Below are 12,716 nucleotides of genomic sequence, written 5' to 3'. Positions count from 1 at the left end.
TTTTTTGCATCAAAACGCCCCGGTCGGCTTGCTGCCCGGGGCGTTTTCTTTACAAATATTATTTTCAAACGCCGCAACATTCGCTTCCCGCCAATCCCCTGTTTACGTTCACGAATAAAGCCACAGATAGCGTAACTCTTCGCCGCGACTGCTTTTTCAGCGCAGAATCGTCTACTGGAGCCGCGCAGAGCCAGTGATTTAGCGCACACTTATACAACTTGAATACAGAAAGAGGAGGCCGCATGAATGATTCTCCCTGGCCGAACCCGCTTGTTCGTTATCGCTCGGATCCTTCCGTACTGCTGCATGGCGGCCAGTACTACTTTGCTTCGTCAGTCATGGAATATGACCGGCTTGAGCTGCGCCGCGCCTCCTCGCTTGAGGGGCTTAATACGGCGAAACCAGTGGTGGTCTGGCGTAAACCCGATAGCGGCCCGATGAGCCTGCTTATCTGGGCGCCAGAGCTGCATAATATTCAGGACAAGTGGTATCTCTACTTCTCAGCCACCTCAACACATGAAATGAAGGGCAACACGCGGCAGCACCGTATGTTTGTGCTGGAGTGCAGCGACCCGGACCCGCTTACCGGTAAATGGACAGACAAAGGGCAGATTAAAACGGCGCTGGATACGTTTTCGCTGGACGCTACCGTTTTCGTGCTTAAAGGCAAGCTGTGGTACACATGGTCGCAAAAGACGCCCAATATTGAGAGCAACTCCAATATCTACCTGAGTGAAATGGCAAACCCGTGGACGCTGATAGGCAAGGCGGTGCTGCTGAGCAAGCCTGATTATGAGTGGGAAAAACAGGGCTATCCGGTTAACGAAGCGCCAGCCGCAGTGACGCATGGCAACCGCATTTTTATCAGCTATTCCGCCAGCGCCACAGACAAGCACTACTGCTTAGGCCTGCTCTGGGCGGATATCACTGACGATCTGCTTAACGCCGAAAGCTGGCATAAATCACCCGACCCGGTCTTTATGACCCACCTTGAAAACCAGCAGTACGGTCCTGGCCATAATAGCTTTACTAAAACGCCGGATGGCCAGGATGTGCTGGTTTATCATGCGCGCATGAGTACGGAAGGCGAAGGCGACCCTGCATATTGCCCGTGCCGCCATACCCGGGCGAAGATCTTCCACTGGGATGACAACGGCATGCCGCAATTTGGCGTTCCGCCGCCCGACCACCCCTGATGAATCTCTTATCGCGCCCTGCCCTGTTTCAACTGCCGAAGCGCTTTGTTATCTGCTTCACATTTTGGCTTCGATAGCCCGATTATCCATCTCTACGCCCTGTTACTGCTGCGCACTTTTCTCTCATCGGACCAATACTCCTGTCCATAATGATTCAATGGAGTCGCGTCGATGAATAACAACAAGCTGTCGGTAAAAGAAAAAATCGGCTATGGAATGGGCGATGCCGGATGCAATATCATCTTTGGCGCCATCATGCTGTTTGTTAACTATTTTTATACGGACATTTTTGGCCTGGCGCCGGCGCTGGTGGGCGTATTATTGCTCTCTATCCGCGTGGTAGACGCGGTAACGGACCCAATAATGGGCGCGATTGCGGACCGAACCCGCAGCCGGTTTGGCCGGTTTCGTCCATGGCTGCTGTGGATTGCCGTCCCTTATGCCCTCTTCAGCGTGCTGATGTTTACTACCCCGGAGTGGAGCTATAGCAGCAAGGTTGTCTATGCCTTTGTCACCTACTTCCTGCTTTCGCTGACCTACACGGCGATCAACATCCCCTATTGCTCGCTCGGCAGCGTCATCACCAACGACCCGCAGGAGCGCGTCGCCTGCCAGTCTTATCGTTTTGTTATGGTAGGCATCGCCACGTTGCTGCTTTCGCTGACGCTGTTACCGATGGCCGACTGGTTCGGCGGCGATAATAAAGCGAAGGGCTACCAGATGGCGATGACCGTGCTGGCCCTGATTGGCATGTGCATGTTTCTGTTCAGTTTCGCCACGGTGCGCGAGCGTATTCAGCCGGCGGTGCCGAGCAATGACGACCTGAAAGCGGACATGAAAGATATCTGGAAAAACGACCAGTGGGTGCGCATTCTGCTGCTGACCCTCTGCAACGTCTGCCCGGGCTTTATCCGCATGGCCGCCACCATGTATTACGTGACCTGGGTGATGGGCCAGAGCACCAGCTTCGCCACGCTGTTTATCAGCCTCGGCGTGGTGGGCATGATGATCGGCAGCATGCTGGCGAAAGTGCTCACCGACCGCTGGTGCAAGCTTAAGGTCTTCTTCTGGATTAACGTCGCGCTCGCTATTTTCTCGGTGGGCTTTTACTTCCTGAATCCGCATGCCACCGCGCTCATCGTGACGATGTATTTCCTGCTGAACGTGCTGCATCAAATCCCTTCCCCGCTGCACTGGTCGCTGATGGCGGATGTGGATGACTATGGCGAGTGGAAAACCGGCAAGCGCATCACCGGCATTAGCTTTTCCGGCAATATCTTTTTCCTGAAGGTTGGGCTGGCGATAGCGGGCGCGATGGTCGGCTTTCTGCTCTCCTGGTATGGCTACGACGCCGGTGCGAAGCAGCAAAGCGCGACGGCTATCAACGGCATTATGCTGCTCTTCACCGTGATCCCGGGCGTGGGTTACCTCATTACCGCCGGCGTGGTTCGCCTGCTGAAAGTGGATCGCGACCTGATGAAAACGATTCAGGCCGATCTTGAGAAACGTCGCGTTAACTACCATGAGCTGCACGACTATCAGGATATCAAGACCGCCGACACAGTAAGGAAAGCATTATGACCATTTCTGCCTGGCCGAACCCTTTTATTGAGCAGCGCGCCGACCCGTTTATTCTGCGCCACAGCGGCGTTTATTACTTCATCGCCTCGGTGCCGGAATATGACCGTCTGGAAATTCGCCGCTCCGCCACGCTTGCAGGGCTGCGCCACGCAACGCCGGTCGTGGTCTGGCGCAAGCCGGAGCGCGGCCCGATGAGCGAACTCATCTGGGCGCCGGAGCTGCACTTTATTCAGGGCAAGTGGTACATCTATTACGCCGCCGCGCCTACCAAAGCGCTCGATCATCTCAATATGTTCCAGCACCGCATGTTCGCGCTGGAATGCGCCGACGCCGATCCGCTCACCGGCACCTGGGAGGAGAAAGGCCAGATAAAAACGCAGTTTGATACTTTCGCGCTGGACGCCACCACCTTCGAGCATCAGGGCAAGCGCTGGTATTTATGGGCGCAGAAAGCGCCCGACATCCCTGGCAACTCGAACATTTATCTTTGTGAGATGGCCAACCCGTGGACGCTCAAGGGCGAGCCGGTGATGTTAAGCAAGCCGGAGTTCGACTGGGAGTGCCGGGGCTTTATGGTCAACGAGGGGCCTGCGGTTCTCAGACACGGCGAGCGTCTGTTTATTAGCTACTCCGCGAGCGCGACGGATGAGAACTACTGCATGGGGCTGCTGTGGATAGACCTGGCGGCGGAGATAACCAACCCGCATAACTGGCGTAAATCGCCGCAGCCGGTTTTTACCACCAGCTACGAAAACCGGCAGTACGGGCCAGGGCACAACAGCTTTACCACGACGGAGGACGGGCAGGATGTGCTGGTCTATCACGCCCGCAACTACACGGAAATAGAAGGCGACCCGCTCTATGACCCGAACCGCCATACCCGGCTGAAGCTCATCGGCTGGAATGAAGAAGGGATGCCGCAATTTGGCATCCCTCCCGCCGATCGTCCCTGACAGCGCGGCACGCTACACCAGCGTGCCGTAAATCGTCAGCAGCGCCACGATAACCACTATCACCAGCGACGCTTTCTTCGCCATCGAGACGGCCGCTTTAGGCGTCTCGATTTTATCGAGATGTGGTTCGCGGGCGAGAGAATACTGCGCCAGCTGCGTCAACACCTGATACTGCGAAGAGTGGCGATCGCCAAGCGAGGCGAACCAGGCGGGCAACGCCTTCTCGCCGTGCCCCAGCAGAGCGTAAACCACCCCGACAAGCCTTACCGGCACCCAGTCAAGCACATGCAGGATCGCGTCGATGCCGGAGTGAAGGCGCTGGCGCGGCGAATGGTGGCGCGCAAGCCAGGTCTGCCAGGCGCGCAGGAAGGCATAGCCCATCAGCGTGACCGGCCCCCATGGGCCGCCCACGACAAACCAGAACAACGGCGCCAGATAAAAACGGTAGTTAATCCACAGCAGCGCGTTTTGCAGCTCGCGCAAGTACTCGCGCTCATCGCAATCCGGCGGCACGCCGTGAATAAGCGTTAACTCATAGGCCATGTTCTCGCGGGCATGAGCATCATCCCGACTGGCGGCCTTCAGGTACGCATGATAATGCAGGCGCACCTGGCCTGCACCGATGCAGAGCAGCCCCAGCAGTATCCAGAACACCAGCAGCGGCACATTAAAAAAGATCCCCTGCAGCGCGCGAACGCAAAGAAAGACGATCAACATCACCAGGATCGTCATACCAAGCGTGCGGACCAGTGAAAAGTGGCGCAGGCGACGAAACAGCGCTTCGAGACGGTGGTCAAGCTGCCAGTGCTCGCCAAGCTTAAACAGGCGTTCAGCAAACAGCACCAGCAGCAGCGTAAATAACGTCATCTCATCTCCTTTTCCACCTGACCGGCCAACGCCTTGCGAAAACGCGTCCAGTCAAACGCCGGGCCGGGGTCGGTTTTACGCGCCGGGGCAATATCGCTATGGCCTGTAATATTAGCGGCAATCTGCGGATAAAGCGGGATAAGCGCGCGGGTAACGGCAACCAGTTGCCGATACTGCTCATCGGTATAAGGCAGCGTATCGGTGCCTTCCAGCTCAATGCCGATGGAGAAGTCGTTGCAGCGTTCGCGGCCCTGATAGGTAGAAACGCCCGCATGCCATGCGCGTTTATCAAAAGGAACATACTGCACGATCTCACCGTCGCGACGAATCAGACAGTGGGCGGAAACGCGCAGATGGGCGATGCCGGCAAAGTAAGGGTGCGCATCAGGATCGAGCCTGCCGGCGAACAGCGCGTCTATCCACGGGCCGCCAAACTCCCCGGGCGGCAGGCTGATATTGTGCACCACCAGCAATGAAGGGGTCTCATCCTCAGGTCGGCAGTCATAATGCGGCGAAGGCTCCCGCCTTGCCCCCTCCAGCCAGCCATCTCTCAGCTGCATGTAAGATTCTCCTTAATATGGTACTGAAAGTCGCTTCAGAGTAGCATGTTTCACTCTGATGATTAGCCACCAATCTGGAGTTTTATCATGCCGCCTCGCCGCTACAACCCCGACCACCGACGTGACGCGCTACTGGAACGAATCAACCTTGATATCCCGCAAACAGTGGCCCTGGCGCTACGAGAAGACCTGGGCGGCGACATTAACGCCGACAACGATATTACCGCGCAATTGTTGCCGTCAGAGAGTTGCTCTCATGCAGTAGTCATCACACGCGAAGAGGGTGTGTTTTGCGGTAAACGTTGGGTGGAAGAGGTTTTTATCCAGCTCGGCGGCAATGTAAAGGTAACCTGGCATGTGGAAGATGGCGACCAGGTGAAAGCGGATCAGCCGCTGTTTGAACTCGAAGGCCCGGCCCGCGTGCTGCTTACCGGCGAGCGCACCGCGCTTAACTTCGTCCAGACGCTTTCCGGTGTTGCAAGCCAGGTGCGCGAGTATGTCGCTTTGCTTGCCGGGACAAAAACTCAGCTGCTGGATACCCGCAAAACCATACCCGGCCTGCGTACCGCACTGAAATATGCCGTGCTATGCGGCGGCGGCAACAACCATCGCCTGGGCCTCTCTGATGCGTTCCTGATAAAAGAGAACCATATCATCGCCTCCGGCTCGGTACGTCAGGCTGTCGAAAAAGCGTTCTGGCTCCACCCGGATGTGCCGGTTGAAGTGGAAGTGGAGACGCTGGAGGAGCTGGACGAAGCGTTGAAAGCGGGCGCCGATATCATCATGCTGGATAACTTCACGGTCGCCCAGATGCGTGAGGCGGTAAGCCGTACCGCAGGCCAGGCGCGGCTGGAAGTTTCCGGTAACGTCACCTCGCAAACGCTGCGCGAATTTGCTGAAACCGGCGTTGACTATATCTCGGTCGGCGCGCTGACGAAGCACATCCGCGCGCTCGATCTCTCTATGCGTTTTCGCTAACCGCCCCGCTTCAGGATGGGCTATCCGCCCATCCTTCTCTCAACTTTGCGAGCCTGCTCGTAAACCCGTTTCGTTTCATTGCAAGCGATGAAAACAGGCTGGAATCATCCTTCCTGAAACCACTTTTGCCACTCGTCTATTACCGCCTCTCTTGTCACAGTGTCGCCACTGACAACAAGGAGGAACCATGGAAAAACAACGAGGTTTTACGCTCATCGAACTGATGGTGGTTATCGGCATCATCGCTATTCTTAGCGCCATCGGCGTGCCCGCTTACCAGAACTACCTGCGTAAAGCGGCGCTGACGGATGTACTGCAAACCATCACGCCTTACCGCACGGCCGTGGAGCTTTGCGCCATCGATCGTGGCGGCGTCAGCAGCTGCGACGCGGGCAGCAACGCCATTCCGGCGGTCAAAACCACACGGTACATTTCAGAGATGAGCGTGGCGGCGGGGGTCATCGCTATTACAGGCCAGGAAAGCCTGAACGGCTTAACGCTGACATTGACGCCTAAATGGAACAATAACAATGGCATGGAGTCATGGCAGAGAAATTGCTCCGTGACCGGCGGCGGCGCCCTGCAGCAGGCCTGCGAAGATGTGTTCCGCTTTGACGGGAAATAAGGCAGGTCAGTATGAATCAGGATGCATTGAACCGCTTGTGCCAGCGCTACAACGCGCTGGTGCTGGCGGTAGACGAAACGGCGATTCACATCGCCGTAGTCGGCAGCCCGGCGCAGGAGTTAATGGAAGCGTTACGCTTCGCCACGCAAAAGCATATCGATATTGAATGCTGGTCTGCCGAACGGTTTGAAAAACAGCAACGGCTCGAAACGCCTTCCGGCTCAAGCCTGCTTGCGGAGGAAAACGGCAACGCGACGGAGCGGGTCAACCATATTCTGCAACAGGCGCTTTCACGACGCGCCTCCGACATTCATATCGAGCCTGGCGAAACCGCCTGTCGTATACGGCTGCGTATTGATGGCGTGTTGCAATCCCTTACGCCGCTGCCTGTGGAAACGGGCCTGACGTTAACGGCGCGCCTTAAGGTGCTCGGCAAGCTGGATATCGCCGAGCGTCGTCTGCCGCAGGATGGCCAGTTCACCATTGAGCTTGAAGGTAAGAATGTCTCGTTTCGCCTTTCCACTCTGCCCTCCCGACATGGTGAAAAAGTGGTGCTTCGCGTACTGCAACAGACGGAGCAGGCGCTGGAGGTGGAAGCGCTGGGGATGTCGGCGCAGCAGCAGGCCTGCTTTTCACAGGCGCTAAACTGCCCGCAAGGTTTGATACTGGTCACCGGCCCCACGGGAAGCGGAAAAACCGTTACGCTTTACAGCGCCCTTGGCGCGTTGAATAACCCGCAGGTCAATCTTTGCAGCGTGGAAGATCCGGTAGAGATCCCTTTGCCGGGCCTCAACCAGACGCAAATCAATCCCAAAGCCGGGCTGACTTTTCAGCGTGTGTTGCGTGCGCTGCTGCGCCAGGACCCTGACATCATCATGATTGGTGAAATCCGTGACGGCGAAACGGCGGAAATCGCTATTAAAGCGGCGCAGACGGGCCATCTGGTGCTTTCGACGCTACACACTAACTCCACGTCGGATACGCTCGTCAGGCTGGAGCAGATGGGCGTGCCGCGCTGGATGTTAACCTCCGCGCTTCAACTGGTTATCGCCCAGCGGCTGGTAAGGAAGCTATGTTCTTGCTGTCGCAGCGCTCTGCCGGAGCCGCTACGTTTACCAGCCGGTCTTTTTCCTCGTCCACTGCCTCAATGGCAAGCTAACGGTTGCGAACGCTGCTACAGCGGTTTTTACGGGCGGCTCGCGCTGTTTGAACTGCTGCCGGTAAACGCTGCGCTTCGTCAGGCAATGCTGGAGGGTTTACCTGCGCGGGAAATCGAAGCGCTGGCCCGCCAACAGGGGATGGTTTCACTGTTCGAAAGCGGATGTCTGGCTGTTGAAGAGGGGCTGACAACCATCGAAGAGATTTACCGGGTGCTGGGCTTCCCGGATGGCTAATCAACTCTGGCGCTGGCAAGGGCTAAACAACCTGGGAGAGCGCCTGAGCGGCCAGCTCTGGGCAAGCGACCGCCCTCAGGCCTTGCTGCATCTCAGCGAGGCCGGGTTGCATCCGCTTTCGTTACGCAAGGCCCCGGTGAATAAACGTCTCTGGCGGGGTATGCACAGCCTGCCGGTTATTCGCCAACTGGCAACGCTGCTACAGGCGGGCGTTTCTCTTACCGATGGATTAGCGTTGCTTGCCCAACAGCAAAGTTCCGCTCAATGGCGCGCGCTGCTGGAGCAAATTGCCGGTGAAGTCCAGCGCGGTGTAACGCTTTCTCAGGCGATGAAGGCATGGCCGGACGTGTTCACGCCACTGGCGGTCTCTTTAGTTAACACCGGCGAGATGACGGGTAAGCTGGATATTTGCTGCGAGAAGCTGGCAAACCAACAGGAAGAGCAGCAGCGTCTTCGCCAGTTAGTCGGCAAAGCGCTGCGTTATCCGGTGATTATCCTTATTATGGCGCTGGCGATGACTCTGGGCATGGCGGGGTTTGTGCTGCCGCAGTTCGCGGCGATTTACGCCTCTTTTTCAACGCCATTGCCCTGGATAACGCGTGCGGTTATCGCGTTTTCGCAGGGGCTTACACGCTATGGTCCGGTATGGATAAGCGCAGGAGCGCTTTGCGTCGCCGCTATTATATTTTTCCGCAAACGTCCCGCCTGGCGGCTGGCTGAAGAAAAAATGGGGCTTAAGCTGCCGCTGTTCGGTCTGTTGTTGCGTGGCCAGAAACTCAGCCAGATTTATACCGTGCTGACGATGACGCAGCAGTCGGGCATCCCCCTGCTGCAGGGGTTAACCTCAGTAGAAATGACGCTCTCCTCTCCCCTCTGGCAAGCAACGATTGCGCGGATCCGCACGAAGATAGCGCAAGGGTTGCCTTTCTGTCAGGCGATAGAAGACGAAGCCGGGTTCAGTACGTTGTGTATGCAGATGATACGGACAGGCGAAGAGACCGGCGCGCTGGACATCATGCTGGCGCGTCTTGCGCAATGGCATACTCAACAAACGCAGCAGCGAGCGGAAACGCTGGCGACTTCGCTTGAACCCATCATGATGATTGTGATTGGGCTGATTATAGGTACGCTGGTGATTGCGATGTACCTGCCGCTGTTTAACCTGGGCGATGCCATGAGCGGCGTGCGATAAACCGGCGCAGAGGCTGCGCCGGTTTGGGAACATCACAGTGTGTTGAAAATGCGGTTTTCCTGTTCCTGAACGCGGATAAAAGTGGTGCGTTTGGTCAGCTCTTTCAGACGAGAAGCGCCGACGTAAGTGCAGGCGGAACGCAGCCCGCCCATAATATCGCGAGCGGTATTTTCTACCGGGCCGCGCAGCGGGAGCTTCACCGTTTTACCTTCTGCCGCGCGGTATTGCGCAACGCCGCCCACGTGGCGGTTCATTGCAGACTCGGAACTCATCCCGTAGAACAGCATAAATTTCTCGCCATCTTGCTCAACCACAGTGCCGCCACTCTCATCGTGGCCCGCCAGCATGCCGCCCAGCATAACGAAATCCGCGCCGCCGCCAAACGCCTTCGCCACATCCCCCGGCACGGTGCAGCCGCCATCGCTGATAATACGCCCGCCCAGACCGTGCGCTGCGTCAGCGCATTCGATAACTGCAGAAAGTTGCGGATAGCCGACGCCGGTTTTCACTCGCGTGGTGCAAACCGAGCCCGGACCGATGCCCACTTTAACGATATCCGCGCCTGCGAGAATAAGCTCTTCACACATCTCACCGGTCACCACGTTGCCCGCGATAATCGCTTTGTCCGGCCAGGCTTTACGCGCTTTACTGACGAATTGCACGAAATGCTCGGAATAGCCGTTCGCGACATCAATACAGATAAATTTAAGCAACGGAGAAAGCGCCAGAATCTCTTTGGTTTTATTAAAATCGTCGTCAGAAGTGCCAGTAGAAACGATCACGTGCTGCAACACGGTTTCCGGCACGGCGTTCAGGAATTCCTGCCACTCCTGCACGCTATAGTGCTTATGTACGGCAGTCAGAATATCGAATGCCGCCAGCGCTTTCGCCATATCAAAGGTACCGACGGTATCCATGTTAGCGGCGATAATAGGTACGCCGGACCACTGAACGCCAGACTGTTTGAATGTGAATTGACGAGCAAGCTCGACTTCGGAGCGGCTTTTGAGGGTAGAGCGTTTAGGGCGGATAAGAACGTCTTTAAAACCTAACTTCAGATCTTCTTCAATACGCATGAGCGGATTCCTGGTAATGGCGATGAACGCGTGAACGTAAGCGTAAGCGGCGGAACAACTGCCAACTCCAGTGACGCTATCATACGCACTAATAATGGGCCCGCAAGACTGCGAAAGCGCTCTTTTTTACGCTACAATCCTATAAATTTACCTTGTGGAGAGAAAAGCGGTTTCATCAGGTTCGCTTTTTCTTTCCCGGTGGCGGGCCCGGCGTGACAAAGCAAAAAAAGCCTCCCGCTAACGTTTTGTTTTTACAACATTCTGGATGATGGCGTTATGGGTTATACGGTCGCGTTGACGGGGGGAATTGGTAGTGGAAAAAGTACTGTCGCCGATGCCTTTTCCCGTTTAGGCGTTACTGTTATCGATGCAGATATTATTGCCCGACAGGTTGTGGAACCCGGGCAGCCCGCCCTTGAGGCTATCGCCACGCATTTTGGTCAATCTATTCTCCATCCCGATGGCACGCTTAATCGTCGCGCGCTCAGAGAAAGGATCTTTGCGAAGCCCGAAGAAAAAGCCTGGCTTAACGCGCTGCTTCACCCGTTGATTCAACAGCAAACGCGTACAGAAATCGCGCAGGCTACCTCGCCTTATGTGCTGTGGGTAGTGCCGCTATTGGTTGAAAACCAGCTTCATAAGCGGGCCGACCGTGTGCTGGTGGTCGATGTAACGCCCGAAACGCAGATCCAGCGAACCATGTTGCGGGACAATGTTTCACGCGAGCATGCAGAGCAGATCCTCGCCGCGCAGACGACGCGCGAAGCGCGCTTAACCATTGCGGATGATGTGATTAATAATAACGGCGCGCCAGATGCTCTTGCCGCAGACGTGGAACGTCTGCACCAGCGCTATCAGCATCTGGCGGCGCAGGCAGCACAACAGGAAAACAGGTAATGCATACCCAGGTTCTTTTTGAACATCCCCTTAATGAAAAAATGCGCACCTGGCTGCGTATTGAATTTCTGATCCAGCAAATGAAATCCCATTTGCCTGTCAGCGATCACGCATCAGCGCTTCACTTTTTTCGCAATGTAGGCGATCTGCTGGATGTTTTTGAGCGCGGCGATATCCGCGCAGAGTTGCACAAAGAATTTGAACGCCAGCAGCGCAAACTGCAAAGCTGGGCAGAAGTGCCGGGTGTTGATAACGATCGTATCGCGCAGTTGCGTCAGGAGCTTAAGCAACGCAGCGCCACGCTGATGGCCGCGCCACGCCTGGGTCAGACGCTGCGTGAAGACAAGCTCATCGCTCTGGTGCGCCAGCGTCTGAGCATTCCGGGCGGCTGTTGCAGCTTCGATTTACCTACGCTGCATTTATGGCTGCATGTGCCGCAGGAGCAACGCGACCGCCTGGTCGATAGCTGGCTTGCAAGCCTGCAACCGCTGACCCAGGCCCTGGACATGATACTGGATCTGATTCGTCACTCCGCGCCGTTTCGCAAACAGACCAGCCTCAACGGCTTTTACCAGGATAACGGCGAAGACGCCGATTTACTGCGCCTTCAATTGCAGTTGACCGATGCGCTTTATCCGCAGGTATCCGGTCATAAAAGCCGTTTTGCTATTCGCTTTATGCCGCTCGACAGTGAACATGGCCGTGTGCCGGAGCGGTTCGATTTTGAACTGGCTTGTTGCTAAGCAAGCCTGGAGTCGAGTATGTCTGATATTACCGTAGTTAACTGCCCCACCTGCGGGAAGCCTGTGGAGTGGAGCGAGAAAAACCCTTACCGCCCTTTCTGCTCTAAGCGTTGCCAGCTTATCGATCTTGGCGAATGGGCGGATGAAGAGAAGCGGATCCCAAGCAGCGGCGACCGCTCTGAAAGCGACGACTGGAGCGAACAGCAGCCTTAAGGCAACTGACGCAGTTTAGTGATAACGGGCTCATTAGCGGGCGGGAACTCGTCGGCGATGAGCTCGCGCTGCGACACCCATCTTCCCGGCTGCCCTTCTTTGCCCCACGGCTCGCCTTCCCAGCTCTCTACCAGGAAAAACCACAAGGTGATGTGCCTGTCCGGAAACTGGTAGTCCAGCGATTCAAAGAGCGTGGCGGATGTAACGTTGATCCCTGTTTCTTCAGCCAGCTCGCGCCTCAGCGCTTGCTCGGGGCTTTCGCCTTCTTCTACTTTACCGCCCGGAAATTCCCATTTATTCGCCATATGCGCGTCTGCGGCGCGACGCGTAATAAAGATTTCCCCCTGGCGATTACGAATAATGCCTGTTGCGATGGTCAGTTTTTTCATTTGCTTTACCCGTAAAAAAAGGCGCAGCACGCTGCGCCTTTTTGTTTCTGGG

General features: G+C 56.2%; 14 protein-coding genes. 10 read left to right on the top strand and 4 right to left on the bottom strand.

What is annotated here, in order from left to right:
* The first annotated feature begins 242 nt into the window (after positions 1–242).
* The 3 genes from MT962_RS14010 to MT962_RS14000 all read left to right on the top strand — a co-directional run bounded on the left by MT962_RS14010 (position 243) and on the right by MT962_RS14000 (position 3,730).
* The gene (locus MT962_RS14010) at positions 243–1,196 is read left to right on the top strand and encodes a family 43 glycosylhydrolase (protein ID WP_188724030.1); all 954 of its coding nucleotides are present in this window, start codon (positions 243–245) and stop codon (positions 1,194–1,196) included.
* 171 nt (positions 1,197–1,367) lie between these two features.
* Positions 1,368–2,777: an MFS transporter gene (locus MT962_RS14005; RefSeq protein WP_247365888.1), complete on the top strand. Its 1,410-nt coding sequence runs from the start codon at positions 1,368–1,370 to the stop codon at positions 2,775–2,777.
* Positions 2,774–3,730, top strand: coding sequence for a family 43 glycosylhydrolase (locus MT962_RS14000; protein WP_029697756.1), 957 nt, complete (start codon positions 2,774–2,776; stop codon positions 3,728–3,730). Before MT962_RS14005 ends, MT962_RS14000 begins: the two co-directional genes overlap by 4 nt.
* 12 nt (positions 3,731–3,742) lie before the next feature.
* On the opposite strand, the gene ampE is transcribed toward MT962_RS14000, so the two are convergent.
* Positions 3,743–4,597, bottom strand: a complete 855-nt coding sequence (gene ampE / locus MT962_RS13995) for a beta-lactamase regulator AmpE (RefSeq protein WP_024558278.1) — start codon at positions 4,595–4,597, stop codon at positions 3,743–3,745.
* Complete coding sequence (gene ampD / locus MT962_RS13990) at positions 4,594–5,157, bottom strand: 1,6-anhydro-N-acetylmuramyl-L-alanine amidase AmpD (protein ID WP_024560669.1); 564 nt, start codon at positions 5,155–5,157, stop codon at positions 4,594–4,596. Before ampD ends, ampE begins: the two co-directional genes overlap by 4 nt.
* Before the next feature lie 87 nt (positions 5,158–5,244).
* On the opposite strand from ampD, the gene nadC reads away from it, so the two are divergent.
* The 4 genes from nadC (at position 5,245) to hofC (ending at position 9,346) form a co-directional block, all read left to right on the top strand.
* Positions 5,245–6,135, top strand: coding sequence for a carboxylating nicotinate-nucleotide diphosphorylase (gene nadC / locus MT962_RS13985; protein ID WP_247365886.1), 891 nt, complete (start codon positions 5,245–5,247; stop codon positions 6,133–6,135).
* Between the two features lie 187 nt (positions 6,136–6,322).
* Entirely contained in the window at positions 6,323–6,760 is a 438-nt protein-coding gene (ppdD, locus tag MT962_RS13980; protein ID WP_024558275.1) for a prepilin peptidase-dependent pilin, read from the top strand.
* 11 nt (positions 6,761–6,771) lie between these two features.
* Positions 6,772–8,154 (top strand): type II secretion system protein GspE, encoded by a 1,383-nt coding sequence (gene gspE / locus MT962_RS13975; protein WP_048887714.1) that lies wholly within the window; start codon positions 6,772–6,774, stop codon positions 8,152–8,154.
* Entirely contained in the window at positions 8,147–9,346 is a 1,200-nt protein-coding gene (hofC, locus tag MT962_RS13970) for a protein transport protein HofC (protein WP_247365884.1), read from the top strand. Before gspE ends, hofC begins: the two co-directional genes overlap by 8 nt.
* Positions 9,347–9,378: 32 nt before the next feature.
* Here the strand turns inward: hofC and MT962_RS13965 are convergent, their stop codons facing one another.
* Complete coding sequence (locus MT962_RS13965) at positions 9,379–10,422, bottom strand: GMP reductase (RefSeq protein ID WP_188724026.1); 1,044 nt, start codon at positions 10,420–10,422, stop codon at positions 9,379–9,381.
* Between the two features lie 276 nt (positions 10,423–10,698).
* Between MT962_RS13965 and coaE the strand changes: the two genes are divergently transcribed.
* From coaE to yacG, 3 genes are read left to right on the top strand one after another with little or no spacing between them, the layout of a single operon-like run.
* Positions 10,699–11,319: a dephospho-CoA kinase gene (gene coaE / locus MT962_RS13960; RefSeq protein ID WP_024558271.1), complete on the top strand. Its 621-nt coding sequence runs from the start codon at positions 10,699–10,701 to the stop codon at positions 11,317–11,319.
* Positions 11,319–12,062, top strand: a complete 744-nt coding sequence (gene zapD / locus MT962_RS13955) for a cell division protein ZapD (RefSeq protein WP_024558270.1) — start codon at positions 11,319–11,321, stop codon at positions 12,060–12,062. The genes coaE and zapD overlap by 1 nt, the downstream gene beginning before the upstream one ends.
* An 18-nt stretch (positions 12,063–12,080) precedes the next feature.
* Entirely contained in the window at positions 12,081–12,275 is a 195-nt protein-coding gene (gene yacG, locus MT962_RS13950; RefSeq protein WP_024558269.1) for a DNA gyrase inhibitor YacG, read from the top strand.
* Here the strand turns inward: yacG and mutT are convergent.
* The gene (gene mutT / locus MT962_RS13945; RefSeq protein WP_024558268.1) at positions 12,272–12,664 is read right to left on the bottom strand and encodes an 8-oxo-dGTP diphosphatase MutT; all 393 of its coding nucleotides are present in this window, start codon (positions 12,662–12,664) and stop codon (positions 12,272–12,274) included. The two genes, yacG and mutT, sit on opposite strands and share 4 nt — an antisense overlap.
* Positions 12,665–12,716 lie beyond the last annotated feature (52 nt).

The sequence above is a fragment of the Franconibacter sp. IITDAS19 genome, from assembly GCF_023079515.1.
GTDB classification, from domain to species: domain Bacteria; phylum Pseudomonadota; class Gammaproteobacteria; order Enterobacterales; family Enterobacteriaceae; genus Franconibacter; species Franconibacter pulveris.
The sequence above is the reverse complement of the archived record's forward strand: the minus strand, read 5'-3'. Positions and strand labels throughout refer to the sequence as shown.